Genomic DNA, 23,089 nt, shown 5'->3' with positions numbered 1-23,089 from the left:
CGCCACTAATTTGAAAAATGATACCATGCAAAAAATAAGAACGGCTTTGCTTTCCTATGGAATGTCCGGAAAAGTATTCCATGCTCCATTTATATCATTTCACCCCGGATTTGAACTGATAGGTTCCTGGGAAAGAAGTAAAAAACTGATACGAGAGGATTACCCATCGGTTAAAAGTTATTTTGCAATTGAGGCTCTTCTCGAAGACGATGTCGATTTGGTAATCGTAAATACACCGGTAGAAACGCATTATGAATATGCCAAAAAAGTATTGCTTGCCGGAAAACATGCCATTGTAGAAAAAGCATTTACCACAACCGTTGCCGAAGCGATGGAATTAGCAGCATTGGCAAAAGAAAGGGGAGTGAAATTGGCCGTTTTCCAAAACAGGAGATGGGATAGTGATTTTAAAACCGTTCAAAAAATTATTTCGGACAAAGTGCTTGGCGAAATCGTGGAAGCCGAATTTCATTTTGACAGATATAATCCACTTTTAAGTCCGAAACAACATAAAGAAACCGCTAATTCCGGAGCTGGAATTCTGAAGGATTTAGGTCCTCATTTAATTGATCAGGCACTGTGTTTGTTTGGTTTGCCACAAGCTGTTTTTGCAGATATCCGAATCACTAGAGAACATTCTTTAGTAGATGATTACATTGATATTTTATTATATTATCCTGATTTTCGCGTCCGGTTGAAAGCGGGGTTTTTTGTTAGAGAAGCCAATCCTGCTTATGTGATTCACGGCAAAAAAGGATCTTTCCTGAAACCGCGTGGCGATGTGCAGGAAGACGATTTGAAATTGGGAAGAAAACCTAATTTAGAGGATTGGGGAACAGAACCTAAGAGTAAAGAAGGGCTTCTCCATACCGAGTTTCAGACTAATATGTTACTGGAAAATGTAACAACACTTAAGGGGAACTACTACTATTTTTTTGATGAGGTTTATAATTCCATTTTTAATGATCAGCCAGAACCTGTAACAGCTCAGGATGGCGTTCATGTCATGCAAATTATTGAAGCCGCAATTCATAGTAACGCCCAGAAGAAAGTGATTAACTTATAAAATTAACCGCGAATTCGCTAATTTTTTTTAATACTTGTTCAATTGTCGAATTTACGATGATTACTTTTTTAACCAGAATTTGTAATTTTTATAAACAATAACGATGTAATTATGGACAATTATTTTGTTTAGACACGAGGAACGGTTACTTTTTGTAATTTTGAAAAATTAATTTCAAAACGGACGTCACTTGATTGATTTAAATTTTATATCTCGGTTTAAAACCAAAGCAAAATACAAGAAAACGTATAAAAACGCGAAACTTTCTTATTTGAAAAGAATTCGTTGGGCTGTATCCATGTTTTATTTTGGTATGGGATTGTGTTTTGCCACTTGGGCCAGCAGAATTCCCGATATTAAAACCGAATTGCATTTAGGATCAGCAGAATTAGGAACTATTCTGTTTGCAATTCCTATGGGACAACTGATTATTATGCCTTTTTCTGGAAAATTAGTGACCCGTTTTGGGAGTCATCGCATCCTTGTATTTTCCCTGATATTTTATGTTTTTAGTTTAGCAAATTTAGGATTGGCTACCGCTTCTTGGCAACTTTCCTTTGGATTATTATTATTTGGAATTTTCGGTAACTTGTCTAATATTGCCGTAAATACACAAGGTGTTTACACCGAAGAACTTTTTAAAAAAACAATAATGTCTTCGTTTCACGGCATGTGGAGTTTAGCGGGTTTCATAGGCGCTTTAGTAGGTTTAGGGATGCTGGCATTAAAACTTACTCCCCTGATTCATTTTACGATTGTTGGCGGAATTGTTCTTTTATTGTTAGTTTTCAATTATAAATTTTTGATAAAAGCCAAGGAAAAAATTAAAAGCGAAAAGAAAAAATTATTTACAAAACCAGACAGTGCTTTAATTTGGTTGGGCATAATTGGTTTTTGTTGTATGGCAAGTGAAGGCGTGATGTTCGATTGGAGTGGCGTTTATTTTAAAGATGTTATCAAAGCGCCTGGACCATTAGTGATTTTAGGATATACATCGTTCATGATTATGATGGCGGGAGGAAGATTTTTTGGAGATGGTTTGATTCATAAATTTGGAAGAAAATTAGTAATGCAAATCAGCGGAGTTATAATTTCAGCAGGTCTTTTTACGGCCGTATTTTTCCCGTATTTAATTCCGTCCACAATTGCATTTATGTTTGTTGGATTGGGAGTTTCCACTATTGTTCCTACTATTTACAGTATTGCGGGAAAAAACCCAACAGTTCCTCCCGGTGAAGCATTAACAATAGTTTCAAGCGTAAGTTTTCTTGGCTTTTTGATGGGGCCGCCAGTAATTGGATATATTGCCGAATTATTTGGTCTGCGATTTTCATTTGCTTTTATCGGTGTTTTTGGAATTCTGATTGCATTTATGGTTTCCAGAATCAAAGCCATTCAATAAATTAAATTTATTTTTTAGAATTTATTTTAAAAAATCCGAATCGTTTGTAAACCGATTCGGATTTTTTTATGAGAATTATTTTACTAAAACGAATTGTTTTACAATTTTTTTCTTATTTTTATTGGCAGAAATCCAAAAATGCAGTTTTTTAATTTTGTTTAGGATTTTAAATACCACACTTTTCCAAAAAACATTTCCCTTTAATTTCCAAACTATTTTACCTATTTGGAAAACCATTGCAATGGTTTTAATTGAATCCAAAAACTATTTTATTTAAACAATTACTTTCAAACGTATTTATATAACCAGCGACTATTTATGAATAAATTTTACCTCACGCTTTTCTTGATAATACAGTTTAAATTTGCTTTTGCACAGCAGGAAAAGGGAATTTTAGGTAAGATTATCGATATTAAAACCCAAAACCCGTTAGCTTTAGTTGTTGTTACTATTCAAAACACCAATTTGATGGAACTCACCAATACGGCAGGTATTTTCAAATTTGAAACAGTACCTGCTGGCAATTTTTTAATCCTCATTCATAGCCAAGGTTTTAAAGATGCTTTGTATCCGATAGATATACTTGAAGGGCAAATGTTGGACCTGGGAACAATAGCTTTAGAGGAAGACCAATCTATAGAACAACAAGGGAGTTTGATTGCGCTTACTGAAAGTGATTTTAGTGATGACAATAGCGGTTCCGAAAATACATCAGGGCTTTTGCAATCTTCTAAAGATGCTTTTCAACAGGCTGCGGCCTTCAATTGGGGACAAGCCCGATTCCGGATTCGGGGACTAGACAGCGAACATTCTACGATGATGATTAATGGTGTTGTGATGAATAAATTATATGATGGAAGACCGCAGTGGGGCGATTGGGGCGGGCTCAACGATGTTACCCGAAATCAGGAATTTTCCGTGGGAACTTCACCATCTGATTATACTTTTGGAGGGATTTTAGGTACCCAGGAAATCAATACACGCGCTTCCATTTACAGGCCAGGTTCCCGTATTTCATTTTCCGGAACGAATACCAATTACAGTTGGCGCATGATGGGAACTTATGCTTCGGGAATGAATGATAAAGGTTGGGCATTTGCTATTTCCGCAGGAAAGCGACTGGCGACCGAGGGCTATTTTGAAGGAACAAATTACGATGCGAATTCTCTTTTTTTAAGTGTCGAAAAAAAAATAAACGATTTCCATTCCCTAAATATAACTGCTTTTTACACACCAAATTCAAGAGGGAAAAACGCTCCAAATACGCATGAAGTTTCTCAATTAACAAGCGAAAAATACAATTCTTATTGGGGTCTCCAAGACGGCAAAAAGAGAAATGCGAGAATGAAAACTATCGAAGAACCGATTGTGATGCTAAACCATTATTTTAAAATAAATGATCACACCAATTTGAATTCCAGTTTAATGTATCAATTTGGGAAAATAGGAAATTCTAACCTCGATTATCAAAATGCCAATAGTCCGGATCCAACATACTATAGAAAAATGCCGAGTTATTACAGTTCGTTATATGCAAAAGATAATGGTGAGTTTTCAGGTGGATTTACACCTGATTTTGAGAATGCGGAGAAAAGTAAAGTGTTGTTTTTAGCGAATCAACAAATCGATTGGAATGCGATGTACCGAGCCAATCAAAACCCGATTGTAGATACAAATGGAATAATTTCAGGATACGAACCCGCCAGAAGCAAATATGTTTTGTACGAAGACCGAACTGATGATAAAACTATTGTTGCGACTTCGATATTTAACACACAATTGAATGAGACTATTTTCCTGAATGCAGGAGCATCTTTTAGAAATTTGAAATCACACAATTACCAAAAAGTTTTGGATTTATTAGGAGGTTTGTATTTTGACGATATCGATGGGTTTTATACTGGAAATCAATCCCAGTCTGATTTAAATAATCCAAATAGGCAAGTGGTTGTAGGGGATAAATATGGTTATAACTACAATTATGCGGCCAATATAGTAGATGCCTTTACGCAATTTAAATTTTCGTATAACAAGGTAGAATTTTACCTGACACAAAATTTCTCCAGCACTATTTATCAAAGAGAGGGCTTGTATAAAAATGGAATTTACGGAACCAATTCTCTGGGTAAAAGTGAAAAAGTGCTGTTTGAAAATTTTGGATTCAAAGGAGGAATTACCTTTAAAATATCAGGGAAAAAATTATTGGTTTTTAATGGAGCGCATCTGACAAAAGCCCCAACAATCAGAAATACTTTTCCTAATTCAAGATTGAATAACTCAATCATAAACGGACTGGAAAGTGAAAACATTAGCAGTTTAGATGCTAGTTATATTTTTCATTCTCCCACTTTCAAAGCACGCATTACTGCTTATTACACACTGATAAAAAATGCAACTCAAACTTCTTTCTTTTATGCCGAAGGAATTTTTGATGACGGTGCTGGGTATAACAACACCAGCGCATTTGTGAGTCAAACACTGACGCATTTGAACAAGAAGAATTTAGGCGCGGAGTTAAGTTTGGAATATCAGATGAATCCAACTTTAAAAACCACTTTTTCGGTGGCTTTTGGTAAATTCAGCTATGATAGCAACCCAAATGTAACCGTAACAAATGATGCCGAAGCTTCAATAGAAAATACGAATCCAGTTTTTAATTTTGGAACAGCGCTATTGAAAAATTACAAACAAGCAGGAATGCCACAGCAGGCATATGCTTTAGGAATTGAATATCGTGACCCAAAATATTGGTGGATTGGAGCTAATATAAATTATTTAGCAAACAGTTATATTGATGTTTCTCCAATTGCAAGAACGAATCATTTTTACACCAACCCAGCAAGTGGTTTCAATTTTCCTGAAGCGACCGAAGAAAGAGCCAGAGAACTTTTGCAACAGGAAAAATTTGATCCTACGACTTTGTTAAATCTCACGGGTGGGAAATCATGGAGAATATATGGGAAGAATGTTGGGCTTTTTGCGAGCATCAATAATGTGCTCAATGCGGCTTACAAAACGGGTGGTTACGAGCAAGCCAGAAATGCCAATTTCAGGCAACGCAATCAGGATGCTTCCAGTGGAACACCCTCTTTTGGCAACAAATATTTTTACGGCTACGGAAGAACCTATTTCATCAATTTGTCTATCAATTTATAAACACAAACGGATTACGTTATGGACGCAAACAATTAATATATTCTAAAATTTGTACCGAGTTATACTTCTTATATGGTTCAAAAAAACGACTGGGATGTGTGAATTATAGAAGAAATGTAAGCTCATGTGAATAATAGATTTCAGAAAAATCATTTTTAACAATAAATAGTCATTTATGAAACCAATTTTCAATTTCCTATTTTTTTCTATTACAATCGTCATCCTTTTTACAAGTTGTGTAAACGATGCAGTTGATGTTCCTAGACTAACTTGTACCCAATCGGATTTAACTGTAAACCGAACCGTTGCGGAAGTGAGGGAAAATGCTAATGCAATTGTAACCCAATATCAGTATGACGATATCATAGAAGCTTACGTTGTTTCCAGCGATGAATCGGGTAATTTTTTCAAGTCTATTTCCTTTCAAACTTTGGCAACAGCCACAACACCAGCAATAGGTTTTAGTGTTCCTGTGGATGCCAGTAATTTGTATATTGATTATAGACTGGGCAATAAAGTGTATATAAAACTAAAAGATCAATACACTGATATTTCGTTTGGAGGCATGCGAATAGGAAGTATTTTTGTCAATTCTTATAATGAAGGTGGAGTGGGGCGACTTTCCCAAAATGACTATAAAAATGTGTTGAATGCTTCTTGTACAAATGTAAAGGAGGAGCTTCTGATAAAGACAATTTCCATGCAAGAACTATTGAGTGATTCTAATTTGAATACTTTGGTTGAATTATCTGATGTCCAGTTTACGGCTGATGCTATTGGTCGTCATTATTTTGAGGAAACGAATAATGTGGGTGGCGCAACCAACTGGGGTTTGATGGATAAATTAGGGAATCAACTGTATTTTAGAACCAGTAGTTTTGCTGATTTTTCGAGTAGTTTAGTTCCAAATGGAAGTGGAAAAGTAAGAGGAATTTTAACAAAATATGGGACGGATTATCAATTATTACCACGGTCGGAGAAAGATGTTGTGATAACTGGAACAAGAACAGCTCCATTTTTCTCAGAAGATTTTGAAACGGTGATTAATAAATCAAATTTGAGTATTCCGGGTTGGGCAAATATTGTCCAAAAGGGAGCGCTTTTCTGGAAGGGAACAGTGTATTCCGGAAACGGGTATGCCGAATTTAATATTTCAGGCGCAAAGGTAGTTTCGAATGTGGCTTGGTTGATTTCTCCAAAAATAGACATGGACAAGCATACTAATGAAGTCTTGACTTTTAGAGCTGCCCAGCATCACTTGGATGTTGATTCCCCTTTGAATTCTTTAGAAGTTTATGTTTCCACAAATTTTGACGGATTGAATGTAGCGACTGCGACTTGGATTCCGGTTTTGGCGAAATTACCTAAACAAGCCACGCCCTGGTATCAATTTATAGGAAGTGGCGCAATAGATTTATCTTCATATAAAGGTAAAATCAATATTGCTTTCAAATATACAGGTTCCGGAAAAAATCTGGCTTTGGATGGCGCTTTTCAAGTGGATAATGTGCAGGTTTTCGAAAATTAACACTAGTCATATAGCCATTGAAAATACAATTTATGTAACGTGTATTTTATATATTTGCAACCTTACAAATTAAATTAAAATTATGAAATTTATTTTATTACCATTAGTTTCCATACTATTTATTTCTTGCTTATCAGATGGTGGAAAATCTAAACCAGTTGATTATACCGTTCAAAATGAAAAAGAAATTGTTGATTATGTCGCTAAAAATCATTTAACTGCTCAAAAAAGCGCTACAGGTTTATATTATGTGGTTAGTGAAGCCGGTACTGGAGCGCAACCTATAGCAACTTCAAATGTAACAGTGGCTTACAAAGGTTATTTTACTAACGGAAATGTATTTGATCAAAGCAAAGCGGAGGGTATTTCTTTTGGTTTGAATCAAGTGATAAAAGGTTGGACAGAAGGGATTCCTCACTTTAAAACAGGTGGTAATGGTATTCTTTTAATTCCGGCTCATTTAGGTTATGGTAGTAATGATAGTGGCCCTATTCCTCGTGGTTCTGTACTTATTTTTGAAGTTAAACTTATAGCCGTGAATTAGGCATTTGTTTTTCGTTCCTAATAAGACTAAAATAAAAAGGACCCATTTTTGCACTGCCTCCAAAAAGTTAGACATTATTTGAATGTATTTTTGTGGAAAGAAAAGTGAAGTATGCTTGTACATTCAAACTTGAATGTACATTTTTAGTAACAGTTCAGTACTATTCATGTGAATTGTATCTATGAAAAAGGAATCAATGAGCTTAAAATTAGTAAGTGGAATTTTTTAGACTGAATTTTGCAATGTTGGGTTGTTGTTACTAAGGAATCGGGTTTGTTCCATTGACTTTAAGCAAAAAGTAGCACTATCAATTGATAAGTATTTGTTGTCATAAAAGTAGCAAATATAAAATTTCTACAGACTTAACTATTATCAAACGGGAAAGAGATTTTAATACCTTTATTTTGAAAACATTACAACCAAAATCCAAAGGAAGACCTAAATCTAGGAGTAATTTTAAACGTAAAAAACGCAAAGCAGACAAACCTATAACTAAAGAAAAAGAACTTCTTTTAGCGAACGAATCATTATGTTGTGAGGATGAGTTGCTAAAAAAGTTACCAGCCTTACTTCAAGTCGAAGTGAAAAGTGTAAGCTGTAATGGAATAACGTATTAATGTATCCAATACCTTTTTTTAATAATAATTTCCTGTTTATTGGGATTGAAAGATGTTAATAGAGTTTAAAAATACAATTTTTATAAAGGAGAACAGAGTAAAATAGCTTCTGATAATGTAGTTCGAAATTTTAAAGCATCAGTAGCTGATCAAAATGGGCAACCGATTTTTACGGTTTCAATTTCCTGGGGAAGAAATTGTATTTATCACCTATTACTTATTTATTTATTCAAGAAATAATTAGTTATGAAATGAGAACGATCAGCATTTAATCTTAAAAAAGCTTTTAAGAAATTACCAAAAGGAATAGATCGAATATCACATTCTGTTTATGCGGGTAATATCAAATGAAACAATATCACTAATTATTGAAAGAAAAAAGAATTATACAAAGCATACCCAGAAAAAGGAATTGCTCCGATAATGCCATTATAGAAAGTTCTTCGGGATACTTAAAACGGAGTTGTTTATTTTTAAAAATAAATATTAGCAGACTAGTTAAAAAAGTTGATAAATGAATATCTAGACTATTACAATAAAGTAAGCATTGTATTAATTTTGATAATAATGAGTTCGATATTTTATCTAGTTCATTATTATCAAAATTAATTATGAGTTTGTTTAAAGTCTTCAGCGCAGTTTTAGGAGTGCAGAATTTTTTTTAGTGAAATTATCTCTAAACAGTGAAGTAATCTAGCCCAAAATTAGGATTTTAAACTATGAAACATAGAATTTTTTAACTTTGGCAACAATCTCATTTAAGGTCATTTTATCTGCTGTTTCAACTGCTTTTAATTTATTGGCAAATAATTTTTCACCCTGAATTTTTTGTTCTAGTTTGATCTTTGTTTCGGCGGGGCCAAAGACAAAAAGCTCATCTGCTCCTTTGACGTACGATAGTACTTCTTTTATAAAGAAATCTAGTTGTTCTTTTTTTCTGTTATCAAATTTTGTCTCGCTGTTGCCATGATGAACTCCAGAAAAGGTCCCTTTGTTACCTTCCTTGTCGTGGTAAACCTTATTTTCAACAGCAGAGTCTATTTCGGAAATTTTTTCTTCTTTACCACCTTCAAGAGTGACAATAATTGCCTTTGAGGTGTCTATCCAGATGCCAGTTTGTCTTTTCATGTCTTTAATTTTTTATTATTAAGGTAAATGTGATTAAGTTTTCAAAAAGCTTTATTTCTGATTGAAGAATAAAATTATTTGTTTTGATTAACTACAACGGTATTAAAATCGAATTCAAATGAATTATTAAAGCTTATTCTGAATTGTTTTTCCCTGCAAAATAAGATGCAATTGCACTGCTGTTTTTAGAATTAATGCATTAATCTATGGAGTGAACAAGTGTTGGTGTTCTACTTTGAAAATTTTAAAGTCGGCAATCACTAGTTCCAATTTCCATTCATGGGCGACCAGCCAGTCAAAAACAATTTCGATTTTATAAGCGGTGTCATCGCCAAATTCATTAAAACTATTTTCCAGCGGAAGCCATTCCTTGTTAATGATTTGTTTCAATTTCTCAATTTCTTCTTTACGAATTGTTTTGTCTATGGCCGCAATAGAATAGAACACTTTGCCTGAGTGTTCGTATAAGTAAGTCATAACTTGGTGTGAAAGTTTTATTTTATTTGCGTAACGAATTGTTAAATATAAAATTACAAAAAATAGTGAATCCTTTTTCTGAATTGTGGTTTTTCTTTAGAATAAGGAATATTAATTAAGGAAACAGATAAAGTAATAGATGAAAGTCCGTTACTAATACCAAAATTTAATTTTGTTATTTCGACGAATGAGAAATCACATAACGAGAGTAACTAATGAGATTTCTCCTTTGTCGAAATGACAAAACAGCTAAATTTTATTCAGAAGATGTACCTTGATATATTATTCCAACGCTTTTTTTGCAAAGAAGCGTTTGTTAAAATCATGAAGTTCAGGAATTTGAGGGAATTTTTTGTGAAAAAGCATTTCGTAATATGCTTGCCACTCTCTTTCATTTTTATCTTCAATCATTTTCTCTTTCGTTTTTTGACTCACGTGAATCATTTCATGCATCAGCAGGTTAAGCATTAAATGCAGCGGACATTCGAAAGTGTTTGCAGGAATGCGGATGATTTGTGGTTCGCCAAGAGCGCCTTCGGGAGTCATCAGGATAAATTCCGGTTTGGCTTTTTCCCTTAATTCGAAGCCTTTGAAATTTGGTTTTTCTAAACCATATTCTTCAATTAAAAATTGGGCAGCAGTAATGGTTTCTCGAAGTTTATGAAAGGTATTGACGATTTGTAAGTGTTTTCTATTACACTAATTGCCCAAATCAATTGCAGTAAAGGTTGATAACTGGTTTTACAATTTAATTGTTAAGTAGTATTCTGTTATTCTCAATATTACAAAACAAATAAAAGCAATAACTAATTTGATCATAAATTTATATTTTGGAAGTGGAGATTTATTGTAATTCATTAAAGCCTTTATGCTTTGAACAACTTTGTCTTTATTTAACCATAAAATCATTAGAATTAAAAATTGATATAGAATCGCTGCTTTTAGAGCCCCAAGATGCACTTCGAAATATATGTCTTGTAAAATCACATTTACAAGTATAGTTGATGTGAATAAACAACCAATAATTCTGGTTTTTTTAATCAACATCAATGTTCCTCCAATTATCTCAAAAATACCTAAAGTCATTGCGTATGATTTGGAATAACCATAAAAAGCCCACATCAATTCCATTCCAGTCATATCTGAAACTGTTTTGTTGATTTCAGAAGCTCCGTCAAATTGTACTAGTTTTGCTCCACCATAAATAAACATTGCAAATACAACAATCCAAGTAATGGCATTTTCAAATATTTCTATTTTATCTTCTCTATCGAATTTCATTCTTTATGTTTTCTTTCATCTTCTTGCCAAACGGCTCTTAGCGGTTCGATCTTGTTGAAACGAAATTATGTATTTAATTCTTTTGCTTTCTCTTTTTTTCTTATTTCGTATAGATTCCCGCCATTCAGTAGGGTACACTAAACGAATATATAAATAATATTTTTAGTACAAAACATCAAAAATATTATTTATTTCCTGGATGCTTTTTGAATATAAATAGTTGAATACAAGGTAGGTTAGTATTTGCAATCGGTTCCCACAACGATTGAAAAAATTGAATGGAAAATTTCAAAACAAATCAATACTACAACTTCTACTTCATTCATTCACAAAGCACAATTTATGGCAGCGCTAAATGTATAAGTAGGATAACGATTTTAGATTTGTCAACAAATATCATCCAAACAATTCACTCGCCACATCTTCAATTTTGGCTACCAATCTAATTTTAATTCCAGTATTTTTCACCGCAATTTTATTGTATTTGGATACAAAAATGGTTGAAAAACCTAACTTCTCCGCTTCCTGAATGCGCTGGTCCACGCGGTTTACCGGACGTATTTCGCCTGAAAGTCCTACTTCGCCGGCAAAACAGAAATCTTTATTGACCGCAATATCTTCATTCGAGGACAAAATAGCAGCTACGACAGCCAAATCTATCGCCGGATCATCTACTGAAATTCCTCCGGTTATATTGAGGAAAACGTCTTTGGCGCCAAGCCTGAAACCGGCTCTTTTCTCTAAAACAGCCAAAATCATATTGAGTCTTTTGGCATTGTAACCCGTCGTGCTGCGTTGCGGTGTTCCATAAACTGCGGTGCTTACCAAGGCTTGAATTTCAATCATCAACGGGCGCATACCTTCTAAAGTGGACGCAATTGCTGTTCCTGATAATTGTTCGTCTTTGTGAGAAATTAATATTTCTGAAGGATTAGAAACTTCGCGCAAACCATTGCCCAGCATTTCATAAATTCCTATTTCTGCTGTCGAACCAAAACGGTTTTTTAAGGAACGTAAAATTCGGTACACGTGGTTTCGGTCGCCTTCAAATTGCAAAACCGTATCCACCATGTGTTCCAATATTTTTGGTCCGGCAATGTTTCCGTCTTTGGTGATATGCCCAATCAGAATCACGGGAATATTGGTTTCTTTGGCAAATTTGATAAGTTCGGCAGTGGTTTCCCTTATTTGAGAAATACTTCCTGGAGTGGATTCAATATAATCCGTATGCAATGTTTGAATAGAATCGATAATCACGATTTCCGGTTGTATGGCTTCAATTTGTTTGAAGATGTTTTGGGTTTTGGTTTCCGTAAGAATATAACAATTGTCGCCGCTCGGCGTGATTCTTTCGGCACGCATTTTTATTTGCTTCTGGCTTTCTTCTCCAGAAACGTATAGGGTTTTATAAGGTAACTTTAAGGAAATTTGAAGTAAAAGGGTGCTTTTGCCAATGCCGGGTTCGCCGCCCAAAAGAATTAATGAACCGGGAACTATTCCGCCACCCAACACGCGATTCAATTCCCCATCTGTGGTGTCCATTCGGATTTCTTGTGCAGAATCAATTTCGTTTATTCGTAAGGGTCTTGGTGCTTTACTGTTGGTTGAAGTTTCGCTTTTCCAGGCTACTTTTTCTTGTTTCTGAATAATTTCTTCCGCTATAGTATTCCATTCTTTGCAAGAGTTGCATTGTCCTTGCCATTTAGAATATTGGGCTCCACAGTTCTGACAAAAAAAAGTAGTTTTTACTTTTGACATTATTTTTTTGGTATTAGACCCTGCATTTCATCAAATTTTTGAAACATCATGTCTTTTGTTAAAGCTCCAATTTCGTCTAATTGAGAGGCGTTTTGATATTGTTTTGCCGCTTTTTTTGAATCGCCTGTTTTTTCATACATCAACCCTAATTCATAATCACTCAACATCGATTTTGGATGGTTTTTTCGGGCTATAACCGCTAGTTTTTCCAATTCGGGATATGCTTTGTTTTTTAAAATAGCGGCTTCAATTGCTTTGAAATCATTTACTCGAATAGGGATATTTAATCCCAAATTTTTAGATAAAAGATCATATTTGGCGGTCAGATAATCAACATATCCAGCTGGGAGTATGGCAATTTTATCGGTGTATTCCGTTGATGAAATTGGTTTGTAGGAATCAAAAAACTGGTATAACGCGTTGGGAATTGAGTTCAGCACTAAGGAGTAATGAGAAGCGCCTTTGAAGTAATCAAATTTATAATTGAGCAACGGATTGGTGACTTGTTTTAAGTTTTCATCCAACTTTTTTATTGGCGCTTGCAATTTTTTCACATCGCCATCTGCTGTAGATTGGTAATAAAAAACGGGTTGTTTTAGGTTACTAAGTTTTTCAGGAATGCGATTTTCCATTTCCGGAGCAAGTTCAGGACTTAATGAAATGTAGGCGTTAAATATTGGAGAATCTTTATAAAGAAAAAAGTTTAAATAACCAGCCGTGGTATCATGTCCGGCGATAATTCGGAAAGGAGCCACGCGGTATTTTTTTTCTAAATAAGGCAGTAGTTCGCCTCCAATGAATTCGAAAAACTGAGCACCTTTTCCAGAAGGAACGCCTTCAATTTCATCATAATTACTGTCTTCTGTTCTTTCGTCTTTTTTGTTTTGATTTATGCCAACGACGATTGTTTCCGGCAAATCATCCCAATAAGCTCCATAGTTTAAAGCTCCAAAAAAAGGGTCAAAAAGGTAATCTCCATCAAGTAAAATAAGAATTGGATATCTTTTGTTTGGATTTTTCTCGTAGGATGCGGGTAATCCAATTGTAATTTCCCTGTTTTCACCCAGCTTTTTTGATTCGAAAGGTTGTGTGGTTTTTTGGGAAAATACTGAAATAGAAAAAAATAATAAGAGTAAAATCTGTTTCATAATTTTAGTTGTTTTAGAAATTAAATTAATTCTAAAGTGAGTACCAATATAATACTTTATTTACTTTTATAAAAAACAGGACCAACAAAAACACCCAATATAAAATTTGAGAAAAAAGAGCTAAGTCGCGTAAAGAAAATTATTAAAATTCTTCTGAAAATCTGTAATGGGATTCTTAATGCATTTATTTTTCTGAAAAATTACGTCAAAGAATTGTCATTTTCATTAGGGAAAATTATCCAAGGTTTAAAGGTTTTTGCTTCTTCAAATTCTAATGTGGCATACGAAATGATGATTATAATATCATCCTTTTGTACTTTTCTCGCAGCAGGTCCATTAAGGGTTATTACTCCAGAGTTTTTTTCGCCTTTGATGGCATAAGTGTCAAAACGTTCTCCATTGTTGATGTTTACAATAGAAACTTTTTCTCCTTCGATTATATTAGAAGCTTCTAATAAAGTTTCATCAATAGTAATGCTTCCGATATAATTTAAATCAGCTCCAGTTACTTTAACTCGATGAATTTTTGATTTTACGACTTGAATTTGCATGCTACAAAAGTAATTAATTTAATGAAATAGTGTCAATCAAACGAATATTATTGACAACGATAGCTATAAAAGCACGGCATTTTTTATTTTTATTTTTTCTTAGACAGGGTAGTAGTGTAGCCTCATCTGCAATTACAAAATATTCTAAAATAAGCATCGGATTTTTTTCGAATGATTTTTGTACCCATTCACTTACTGAAGTGGCACTTTTACTCTTAAATTTTTCTTTTGCAATTTTTAATGTTTGAAAAATGATTGCAGCAGTTTCTCTTTCATGGTCGGATAATCGCTCATTTCTGGAACTCATGGCCAAATTATTGGGTTCTCTATAAATGGGACAACCAACAACATTGACTTTTAAGTTGTTTTTTGCGACCATTTTTTTTACAATTTGTAATTGTTGAAAATCTTTTTCACCAAAATAGGCGTTAGTTGGTTCCACAATTTCAAAAAGACGTTTTACTATGGTTCCAACGCCATTAAAATGACCGGGTCTGAATTTTCCTTCCATTTGATTTTCCAAACCATCAAAATCAAAAGATTGAGAAACAGGTTGTCCATCATAAATATCTTCAACAGTTGGAGCATATAAAATAATTTTTGGACTTAAAGCTGTAAGTTTTTTTACATCTTCTTCTAATGTCCTTGGATATTTTGCTAAATCTTCCGGATTGTTAAATTGGGTTGGATTCACAAAAATACTGACAACCGTATGTTCATTTTCATATAGTGATTTTTGCATTAATGCCAGATGACCTTGATGCAGAGCGCCCATAGTTGGAACAAACCCAATAGTGGAGTGAGTAGTTTTAATAGATTTCAGAAAGTCTATCAAAGCTGCTTTTCCATAGAATATATTCATAATGGTATTGTTAAAATTAGATGCAAACTTACTATTTTAGTTAATAACTGCATAAATTTTTGTAATTTTGCGTGGTTTTTATTACCAATAAACTAAGTAAATTACAATATGAAAGATAAGAGGATATTATATGTATCATCTGAAGTGGTGCCTTACCTTGCTGAAAATGAGGTTTCTTTAATGTCTTATGATGTCCCTAAAATGGTCAATGATCAAGGTGGACAGATAAGAATTTTCATGCCTAGATATGGAAATATTAATGAAAGAAGACACCAATTACACGAAGTAATCAGACTTTCAGGGATGAATTTGGTAGTGAATGACTTGGATATGCCTTTGATCATTAAAGTTGCTTCAATACCAAAAGAAAGAATTCAAGTTTATTTTATCGATAATGACGAATATTTTAAGCGTAAAGCAACCTTTGCGGATGAAGAAGGCGTTATGTATCCGGATAATGATGAGAGAGCTATTTTCTTTGCAAAAGGAGTTGTAGAAACCGTTAAGAAACTTAATTGGGTTCCAGATATTATTCATGTTCACGGATGGATGGCTGCGATGTTGCCTATTTATTTAAAACATTTCTATAAAAACGAAGCGCTTTTTTCTGAAACAAAAATTGTTACTTCTGTTTACAGTCAGTCTTTTGAAGGAGTTTTGGATGTTGAAATGATTAATAAAGTGAAATTTGACGGTATTCCTGATGACGCAATCGCTGAGCTTGAAACACCTGATTACGAACATATTATGAGAGCGACTATTGTCCATTCCGATGCAGTGATTATTGCATCCGAAAACCTGTCTCCAAGTTTAACAAAATTTATAGAATCTTCAGGGAAACCTTTTTTACCTTTCGCGGCGAAAGATAAATTCGCGGAAGCGTATACTAATTTCTATAAAAACGAGGTTCTTTAAATTCAACTTTTATTATTAAATATGTACAATAATTCTTTTTTTAAGAAAATGCTAGTTTTAGCAAGCATTATCCTTTTGTATTCGTGCGATAAAGATTACAATGCAATTGGTAGTGATTTAATTGGCGATAATCATTTTGATTTTAGCACCTATACTTCAAACGTAATAGCCTACAATCAAAAAATTGGAGCTGTACAGTCCAATGACCTTGCTGTAAACGGTTTGGGAATATATACAAATCCTGCTTTTGGGACGACAACTGCTAATTTTGCAACACAATTAAGTCTAAGTTCTTTAAGCCCTGAAATTGGAAGTAATCCGCAAATTGAAAGTGTTGTTTTAACGGTGCCCTATTTTACTGATGCAACCAAAACGGTTACAAATGCGGATGGCAGTCATGTCTATGAATTAGATTCTATTTACGGAGGAAGCCCTGCAGAAATTAAATTAAGCGTTTATGAGTCAGGATATTTCATGAGAGATTTAGATCCAGCAACGGGGTTTAAAGAGGCGCAAAAATACTATACAAATCAGAATGTTAATTTTGACAATGCCAAGGTTGGAAATCGCTTGAATGATGATGTAAATGTTGCTCAAAACGACGGTTTCTTTTTTAGTGCAGCTGAATATAGTGAAAAAACAATTGATGAAAAAACAAAAGTAGAAACGACAACGCGTACTGCTCCAGGAATGCGATTGAGCTTGAATAAAAGTTTTTTTGACTCTAAAATTATACATGCTCCATCAGTTAAATTGGCTACAGCGGATGTTTTTAAAGACTATTTTAGAGGGCTGTATTTCAAGGTAGAAAAATCAGGAGGTAATTCAGGTAATCTAGCTTTATTGAATTTTAAATTAGGAAAAATTACTATAAAATATAAAGAAGATTTGTCTACAACAGTTGGTACTGTTGTTACTGTCACCAGAGTTGATAAGTCTATAATACTTAACATGGCTGGAAATTCGGTGAGTCTTTTAGAACAAACCAATACAAATGCTTTGTTTACCAATGCTACAACCAATGCAAATACCATCGATGGGGATGAAAATTTATTCTTAAAAGGCGGTGAAGGTTCAATGGCTATTCTTAATCTTTTCAGTACCCCTGGTGAGCTTACAACTTTGAGATCAAAAGGTTGGTTAATTAATGAAGCGAATCTTGTTTTTCATATTGATACAGAAAAGATGAAAGATATTGGTGGGGTTAAAGTATTTGAACCGAATAGGATCTATCTATATGATTTGACCAATAGTAGACCGGTTGTTGATTATTTTAATGATGGTACTACAGGTAAAAACCCTAAAAACGGGAAATTGATTTACGGAGGTATGATCAATAAAGAAACTTCGACAAATGGAAGAGGTTTGAATTATAAAATTAGAATTACAAATCAGATAAGAAATCTATTAAAAAATGCTGATTCAACAAATGTTAAGTTCGGTCTTGTGGTTACCGAAGATATAAACATGGTAACTTCAAATTATTTGAAAACACCGAATTCGTTTACTTCGCAAGTGCCAAAAGCTAGCGTTATGAATCCGTTAGGGACTATTCTTTACGGAGGAAAATCGTCTGTTCCTGTTGACAAAAGATTAAAACTTGAAATTTTTTATACAAAACCTAATTAAGTAAAAGTATGTGTGGAATTGTTGGATATATCGGTTACAGAGAAGCTTACCCTATTATTATAAAAGGTCTGAAAAGGTTAGAGTACAGAGGATATGATAGTGCAGGAATAATGCTGTATGATGGTGAGAACTTGAAAATTTCTAAAACTAAAGGTAAGGTTGTAGATTTAGAAGCGAGAGCATCGAAAGAAATTTCCATTAACGGGACTATAGGAATGGGACATACGCGCTGGGCTACACATGGTGTTCCGAATGATGTTAATTCTCATCCTCATCTTTCTAATTCGGGAAATTTGGCAATAATCCACAATGGAATTATCGAAAATTATGCGCCTTTGAAGGTGGAGTTAATAAAAAGAGGATACGTTTTCCATTCTGATACAGATACAGAAGTATTAGTAAATCTTATTGAAGAAGTACAAAAAAAAGAGAAATTAAAGTTAGGTAAAGCGGTACAGATTGCATTGAATCAGGTGGTTGGTGCATACGCTATTGCAGTTTTTGATAAAAATAATCCAGACGAAATTGTGGCTGCCCGTTTAGGAAGCCCGTTGGCAATTGGAGTTGGAGAAGGGGAATATTTTATTGCATCTGATGCTTCACCATTTATAGAATATACATCGAATGCGATTTATTTAGAAGATGGTGAAATGGCAATTATCAGATTGCACAAGGCTATGAAGGTTAGAAAAATTAAAGATGATTCTTTAGTGGATCCTTATATTCAAGAACTTCAAATGAACTTGGAGCAAATTGAAAAAGGGGGTTACGATCACTTTATGCTTAAGGAGATTTATGAACAGCCCAGTGTAATTAAAGACACGTATCGTGGAAGGCTTCATGCAAATGAAGGAATTATCAAAATGTCTGGTGTAGAAGACAATTTGGAAAAATTCTTAAATGCTGACAGAATTATAATCGTGGCTTGTGGTACATCATGGCATGCCGGTTTAGTAGCTGAATATATATTTGAAGAATTTGCTCGAATTCCGGTAGAAGTAGAATACGCCTCTGAATTTAGATACAGAAATCCAATTATAAGCAGTAAAGACGTTGTTATAGCCATATCGCAATCTGGTGAAACAGCCGATACTATGGCGGCTATAAAATTAGCCAAAGAAAACGGTGCGTTTGTTTTTGGAGTATGTAATGTAGTTGGTTCTTCTATTTCAAGAGAAACGCATGCAGGAGCTTATACTCATGCTGGACCAGAAATTGGTGTTGCATCGACGAAAGCATTTACTACTCAAATTACGGTTTTGACAATGATGGCATTACGATTGGCTAAGGCTAAAGGCACTTTGTCAAAAACGGATTTTCATAGGTATTTGCAGGAATTAGAAATTATTCCTGAAAAAGTTAGAGAAGCTTTAGAAACAAATGAGAGAGCTAAAGAAATTGCAGCTACTTTTAAAGATGCACCTAATTGTTTGTATTTAGGAAGAGGGTATAATTTCCCAGTTGCATTAGAAGGAGCTTTAAAACTTAAGGAAATATCGTACATACATGCGGAAGGTTATCCAGCAGCAGAAATGAAGCATGGTCCAATTGCTTTAATAGATGAACATATGCCAGTGGTGGTTATTGCACCAAAACAAGGGCATTATGATAAAATTGTTAGTAATATTCAGGAAATTAAATCCCGAAGCGGAAGAATAATAGCTATTGTTACTAAGGGAGACACTCAAGTTCGTGAATTAGCGGATTATGTGATTGAAATACCGGAAACTTCAGATGCTTTATCTCCGCTGATAACTACAATACCATTACAGCTTTTGTCTTATCATATTGCAGTTATGAGAGGATGTAATGTTGATCAACCTCGTAATCTTGCGAAATCTGTTACGGTGGAATAATACGCAGAATAAATTTTACGAAAGGCCTCGAAAGATATTTTTTTCGAGGCCTTTTTTTTGGAGTCTGTTCGGGCAGGATTTGCAATTTTTTTTGGTTTTATTAACTTTTATCAAATAGCTAAAATTTAATAAAATTTCTAAGATTAATGCATTTATTATATGCGTGCATAGTGTAATTCTATTATTTATACTTAATTTTTAACAAAAAACCAAAGCAAAAAAATACAGAATAATTTTAATTGAGGTAAAATCACTGATAATTATGAAATTTTTAACGTCCTTTTTTATTGATATTAAAAATATTTGTACTTTGGCAGCATAAATCATAAAATTTTAACCAAATGAGAATGTATTTACTTTTTTTGTCATTGTTTTTTTGCGGCTTAACATTTGCTCAAAATACAATTTCAGGTGTTGTTACAGATAGTAACAATCAACCTATTATGGGAGCCAACATTAAAATTGTTGGTGAAACTGTCAGCAGCATTTCCGGTCCTGATGGTTCATTTGCTTTGAACTCATCAAAAAAGCCACCTTATTTAATCAATGTTTCAAGTGTGGGTTACGAAGCTCAAAAAGTAACAGTTTCATCGAATAACCTAAAAGTAACAATTAAACTTGTTGACGAGGAGACCAAATTGAATGAAATTGTAATTTCTGCGTCAAGAACACCTGAAAGAGTGATTGAGTCGCCCGTTACAATTGAACGAATGGGAATTCAACAAATTAAAAGTAATACGGCTCCGACTTTTTATGATGGTTTAGAAAATCTAAAAGAAGTGCATTTTAATACTAGTAGTATTTCATTTAAATCAATCAATACTAGAGGGTTTTCAAGTGTTGCTAATACACGTTTTATGCAATTGGTGGATGGAATGGATAATTCTTCTCCGGCGTTGAACTTTGTATTGGGGAACTTAATTGGACTTTCAGATATAGACGTTGCTAATGTAGAACTTTTGCCCGGTGCTTCTTCTGCGCTTTACGGAGCAAATGCGTTCAATGGTATTTTATTTATGAATAGTAAAAATCCTTTTACGAATCAAGGGATTAGCACTTATGTAAAATATGGACAAACTAACCAAGAAACAGCAGGAACGAATGATTATTTCGATTTTGGTTTAAGAGCTGCAACAGCTTTTAGTAAACATTTTGCTGCAAAAGCAAATTTTAATTTTATGAGAGCGACCGAATGGATTGCTTCCGATCAAAGAAGTATGACAGGGGGTTCAATTGGACATGCAAACAATCAAAATTATGACGGATTAAATCTTTATGGTGATGAGGTAACTACGTTTATTACAAACGTAGGGCAAGTAAGCAGAACAGGATATCGTGAGCAAGATTTAACTGATAATAAAGTAAAAAATGTTAAGGCTGATTTCTCTTTGCATTTCAAGCCTTGGGCAAATGAAACTGAAATAATCTTGCAACATAAAATTGGACTAGGTAGCACAATATATCAAGGAGCCAATAGATATGCTTTAGATGATTTCTTTATGCAACAAAGTAAATTAGAGATAAAAGGGAAGAACTTTTTTGCAAGAGCATATATGACTAATGAGGACGCAGGTAATTCTTATGATATGCGTTTTGCTGCATGGAATGTAAATAGAGCTGCAAAATCGGATACGGAGTGGTTTACAAATTATGCTACGGCATATCAGTTATCAGGAGCTGTTTTGGGAACTAATGCAGGCCAATCTGCTGCTTTAGCCCGAAATTATGCAGACTACAATATCAAACCTGCAGGATTGCCATTTTTACCTACGCCAACAGGAAGTGCAAGATTTGAACCTGGTTCTTCTGCATTTAATAATGCTTTAAAAACGGTAATCGCCGATCCAGATTTTACTAAAGGGGCTAAATTCATTGATCATTCTACAATTTATCATTCTGATGTAAATTATAATTTTAAAGATTTATTGAAATTTGCTGAGATTCAGGTTGGAGGTTCTTGGAGACAATATGAAATGAACTCTGAAGGAACCATTTTTACCGATTTTGATGGTCCGTTAAGATATACAGAATATGGTGCTTATACTCAAATTGCAAAAAAATTCATGGATGACCGATTGAAATTTACGGGTTCTGTTCGTTATGACAAAAGTAAAAATTTCAATGGGAATGTTTCTCCGAGAGTATCATTTGTTTATTCTGCAGGAGCAACTAAAAGACATAATTTTAGAGTTTCTTATCAAACTGGATTTAGAAATCCAACTACTCAAGATCAGTACATTGGTTTAGATTTAGGACCATTCGCTTTAATTGGTTCTGCCCCTGAGAATTTAGATCGTTTTACGGAAATTAGAAACGTTAGTGCTGCAGGTCAGGCATTAGGAGTTCCTTCTAATTTAACATTAACGGGTCAAAATGCCTATACTAATTCGTATACTTTACCATCAGTTCAGGCGTTTAGCGCGGCAATAGCTGCAAATCCGACCAATATTCCGGCAGCAGCAGCTTTACTAAAGACCGCTAATGTAGGTTTGGTGAAACCTGAAGAAGTTAAGGCATTTGAAGTGGGATATCGTTCTGTTATCAATAATGATTTATCAATTGATATTAATGGATATTATAACTTATATAATGATTTCATGAATACGTCAAGAGTTATCAGTCCTTATTATGGGAATGTTAATACTACTTTTGACTTTGGAAACCCAGCTACATTAGCAACTCTTTCTGCATTAAGCAATGGAGACAGAAGGGTGTATCAAGTATATACTAATACAACTGCAAAAATAACTTCACTAGGTTTCGGTGTAGGCTTGTCTAAAAAGGTATACAAGGATTTTGAATTGGGTGCAAACTACAATTATGCTGAATTTAAATTCAATCAATCAGAAGATCCAGGTTTTGTTGCAGGTTTTAATACTCCAAAACATAGAATAAAAGCATCTTTTGGTAATGCTAAATTATTTGAAAATTTTGGTTTTAATGTAAACTTACGATACAATACAGAATATTTATGGCAATCTTCTTTTGCTGACGGAATGGTTCCTGAAAATACAGTTGTGGATGCTCAAATTAACTACGCAATACCAAAATTGAAATCAGTACTTAAAGTTGGAGCAACTAATATTGGAGGAAAAGATTATATCCAAGTAATAGGAGCTGGAGCAATTGGTCAACAATGGTTTGCAACTTGGACAATCAACCCATAATTAA

General features: G+C 34.0%; 18 protein-coding genes. 10 read left to right on the top strand and 8 right to left on the bottom strand.

Going from position 1 to position 23,089, the window contains the following annotated elements; all coding sequences use genetic code 11:
• Nucleotides 1-25: 25 nt before the first annotated feature.
• The 6 genes from C4S35_RS01540 to C4S35_RS01510 all read left to right on the top strand — a co-directional run bounded on the left by C4S35_RS01540 (nt 26) and on the right by C4S35_RS01510 (nt 8,313).
• Nucleotides 26-1,066: a Gfo/Idh/MocA family oxidoreductase gene (locus C4S35_RS01540; RefSeq protein WP_103998471.1), complete on the top strand. Its 1,041-nt coding sequence runs from the start codon at nt 26-28 to the stop codon at nt 1,064-1,066.
• Nucleotides 1,067-1,256: 190 nt separating this feature from the next.
• Entirely contained in the window at nt 1,257-2,468 is a 1,212-nt protein-coding gene (locus tag C4S35_RS01535) for an MFS transporter (RefSeq protein WP_103998470.1), read from the top strand.
• Between the two features lie 318 nt (nt 2,469-2,786).
• The gene (locus C4S35_RS01525) at nt 2,787-5,624 is read left to right on the top strand and encodes a carboxypeptidase-like regulatory domain-containing protein (protein ID WP_103998468.1); all 2,838 of its coding nucleotides are present in this window, start codon (nt 2,787-2,789) and stop codon (nt 5,622-5,624) included.
• 175 nt (nt 5,625-5,799) lie between these two features.
• Nucleotides 5,800-7,152 (top strand): DUF5689 domain-containing protein, encoded by a 1,353-nt coding sequence (locus C4S35_RS01520; protein ID WP_103998467.1) that lies wholly within the window; start codon nt 5,800-5,802, stop codon nt 7,150-7,152.
• 82 nt (nt 7,153-7,234) lie between these two features.
• Nucleotides 7,235-7,696 (top strand): FKBP-type peptidyl-prolyl cis-trans isomerase, encoded by a 462-nt coding sequence (locus C4S35_RS01515; protein WP_103998466.1) that lies wholly within the window; start codon nt 7,235-7,237, stop codon nt 7,694-7,696.
• Between the two features lie 404 nt (nt 7,697-8,100).
• Nucleotides 8,101-8,313, top strand: coding sequence for a hypothetical protein (locus C4S35_RS01510; RefSeq protein ID WP_146059505.1), 213 nt, complete (start codon nt 8,101-8,103; stop codon nt 8,311-8,313).
• Between the two features lie 717 nt (nt 8,314-9,030).
• Here C4S35_RS01510 and C4S35_RS01505 read toward each other — a convergent pair.
• From C4S35_RS01505 to panC, 8 genes are all read right to left on the bottom strand, one after another.
• Nucleotides 9,031-9,441 (bottom strand): hypothetical protein, encoded by a 411-nt coding sequence (locus tag C4S35_RS01505; protein WP_103998464.1) that lies wholly within the window; start codon nt 9,439-9,441, stop codon nt 9,031-9,033.
• A gap of 204 nt (nt 9,442-9,645) precedes the next feature.
• Nucleotides 9,646-9,918: a hypothetical protein gene (locus C4S35_RS01500; RefSeq protein WP_103998463.1), complete on the bottom strand. Its 273-nt coding sequence runs from the start codon at nt 9,916-9,918 to the stop codon at nt 9,646-9,648.
• 282 nt (nt 9,919-10,200) lie between these two features.
• On the bottom strand, nt 10,201-10,464 hold the full coding sequence (locus C4S35_RS01495; RefSeq protein WP_103998462.1) for a hypothetical protein: 264 nt from the start codon (nt 10,462-10,464) through the stop codon (nt 10,201-10,203).
• Nucleotides 10,465-10,659: 195 nt separating this feature from the next.
• Nucleotides 10,660-11,199: a hypothetical protein gene (locus C4S35_RS01490; protein WP_103998461.1), complete on the bottom strand. Its 540-nt coding sequence runs from the start codon at nt 11,197-11,199 to the stop codon at nt 10,660-10,662.
• Nucleotides 11,200-11,595: 396 nt separating this feature from the next.
• Nucleotides 11,596-12,957, bottom strand: coding sequence for a DNA repair protein RadA (gene radA / locus C4S35_RS01485; RefSeq protein WP_103998460.1), 1,362 nt, complete (start codon nt 12,955-12,957; stop codon nt 11,596-11,598).
• Entirely contained in the window at nt 12,957-14,105 is a 1,149-nt protein-coding gene (locus C4S35_RS01480; RefSeq protein WP_103998459.1) for an alpha/beta hydrolase, read from the bottom strand. Before C4S35_RS01480 ends, radA begins: the two co-directional genes overlap by 1 nt.
• A gap of 200 nt (nt 14,106-14,305) precedes the next feature.
• Nucleotides 14,306-14,656 carry an aspartate 1-decarboxylase gene (gene panD / locus C4S35_RS01475; RefSeq protein ID WP_103998458.1) on the bottom strand — a complete coding sequence of 117 codons (351 nt, stop codon included), beginning with the start codon at nt 14,654-14,656 and terminating at the stop codon, nt 14,306-14,308.
• A gap of 13 nt (nt 14,657-14,669) precedes the next feature.
• Nucleotides 14,670-15,518, bottom strand: a complete 849-nt coding sequence (panC, locus tag C4S35_RS01470; RefSeq protein WP_103998457.1) for a pantoate--beta-alanine ligase — start codon at nt 15,516-15,518, stop codon at nt 14,670-14,672.
• A gap of 108 nt (nt 15,519-15,626) precedes the next feature.
• Between panC and C4S35_RS01465 the strand changes: the two genes are divergently transcribed.
• From C4S35_RS01465 to C4S35_RS01450, 4 genes are all read left to right on the top strand, one after another.
• The gene (locus tag C4S35_RS01465; RefSeq protein WP_103998456.1) at nt 15,627-16,433 is read left to right on the top strand and encodes a glycogen/starch synthase; all 807 of its coding nucleotides are present in this window, start codon (nt 15,627-15,629) and stop codon (nt 16,431-16,433) included.
• 21 nt (nt 16,434-16,454) lie between these two features.
• The gene (gene bamH / locus C4S35_RS01460; protein ID WP_103998455.1) at nt 16,455-18,062 is read left to right on the top strand and encodes a BamH family beta-barrel-assembly machinery protein; all 1,608 of its coding nucleotides are present in this window, start codon (nt 16,455-16,457) and stop codon (nt 18,060-18,062) included.
• Between the two features lie 8 nt (nt 18,063-18,070).
• On the top strand, nt 18,071-19,918 hold the full coding sequence (glmS, locus tag C4S35_RS01455; protein WP_103998454.1) for a glutamine--fructose-6-phosphate transaminase (isomerizing): 1,848 nt from the start codon (nt 18,071-18,073) through the stop codon (nt 19,916-19,918).
• Between the two features lie 341 nt (nt 19,919-20,259).
• Entirely contained in the window at nt 20,260-23,085 is a 2,826-nt protein-coding gene (locus C4S35_RS01450; protein WP_103998453.1) for a TonB-dependent receptor, read from the top strand.
• Nucleotides 23,086-23,089: the final 4 nt, after the last annotated feature.

This window comes from Flavobacterium urumqiense (genome assembly GCF_900108015.1).
GTDB classification, from domain to species: domain Bacteria; phylum Bacteroidota; class Bacteroidia; order Flavobacteriales; family Flavobacteriaceae; genus Flavobacterium; species Flavobacterium urumqiense.
Note: the sequence above shows the minus strand (reverse complement) of the source record. Positions and strands in the feature narration are given on the sequence as shown.

What these genes read in the sequence shown, in the direction of transcription:
- C4S35_RS01540 (WP_103998471.1), top strand. Translation starts at nt 26, where the DNA reads ATGCAAAAAATAAGAACGGCTTTGCTTTCCTATGGAATGTCCGGAAAA.
- C4S35_RS01525 (WP_103998468.1), top strand. Translation starts at nt 2,787, where the DNA reads ATGAATAAATTTTACCTCACGCTTTTCTTGATAATACAGTTTAAATTT.
- C4S35_RS01520 (WP_103998467.1), top strand. Translation starts at nt 5,800, where the DNA reads ATGAAACCAATTTTCAATTTCCTATTTTTTTCTATTACAATCGTCATC.
- C4S35_RS01515 (WP_103998466.1), top strand. Translation starts at nt 7,235, where the DNA reads ATGAAATTTATTTTATTACCATTAGTTTCCATACTATTTATTTCTTGC.
- C4S35_RS01505 (WP_103998464.1), bottom strand. Translation starts at nt 9,441, where the DNA reads ATGAAAAGACAAACTGGCATCTGGATAGACACCTCAAAGGCAATTATT.
- C4S35_RS01500 (WP_103998463.1), bottom strand. Translation starts at nt 9,918, where the DNA reads ATGACTTACTTATACGAACACTCAGGCAAAGTGTTCTATTCTATTGCG.
- C4S35_RS01495 (WP_103998462.1), bottom strand. Translation starts at nt 10,464, where the DNA reads ATGACTCCCGAAGGCGCTCTTGGCGAACCACAAATCATCCGCATTCCT.
- C4S35_RS01490 (WP_103998461.1), bottom strand. Translation starts at nt 11,199, where the DNA reads ATGAAATTCGATAGAGAAGATAAAATAGAAATATTTGAAAATGCCATT.
- radA (WP_103998460.1), bottom strand. Translation starts at nt 12,957, where the DNA reads ATGTCAAAAGTAAAAACTACTTTTTTTTGTCAGAACTGTGGAGCCCAA.
- C4S35_RS01480 (WP_103998459.1), bottom strand. Translation starts at nt 14,105, where the DNA reads ATGAAACAGATTTTACTCTTATTATTTTTTTCTATTTCAGTATTTTCC.
- panD (WP_103998458.1), bottom strand. Translation starts at nt 14,656, where the DNA reads ATGCAAATTCAAGTCGTAAAATCAAAAATTCATCGAGTTAAAGTAACT.
- panC (WP_103998457.1), bottom strand. Translation starts at nt 15,518, where the DNA reads ATGAATATATTCTATGGAAAAGCAGCTTTGATAGACTTTCTGAAATCT.
- C4S35_RS01465 (WP_103998456.1), top strand. Translation starts at nt 15,627, where the DNA reads ATGAAAGATAAGAGGATATTATATGTATCATCTGAAGTGGTGCCTTAC.
- bamH (WP_103998455.1), top strand. Translation starts at nt 16,455, where the DNA reads ATGTACAATAATTCTTTTTTTAAGAAAATGCTAGTTTTAGCAAGCATT.
- glmS (WP_103998454.1), top strand. Translation starts at nt 18,071, where the DNA reads ATGTGTGGAATTGTTGGATATATCGGTTACAGAGAAGCTTACCCTATT.
- C4S35_RS01450 (WP_103998453.1), top strand. Translation starts at nt 20,260, where the DNA reads ATGAGAATGTATTTACTTTTTTTGTCATTGTTTTTTTGCGGCTTAACA.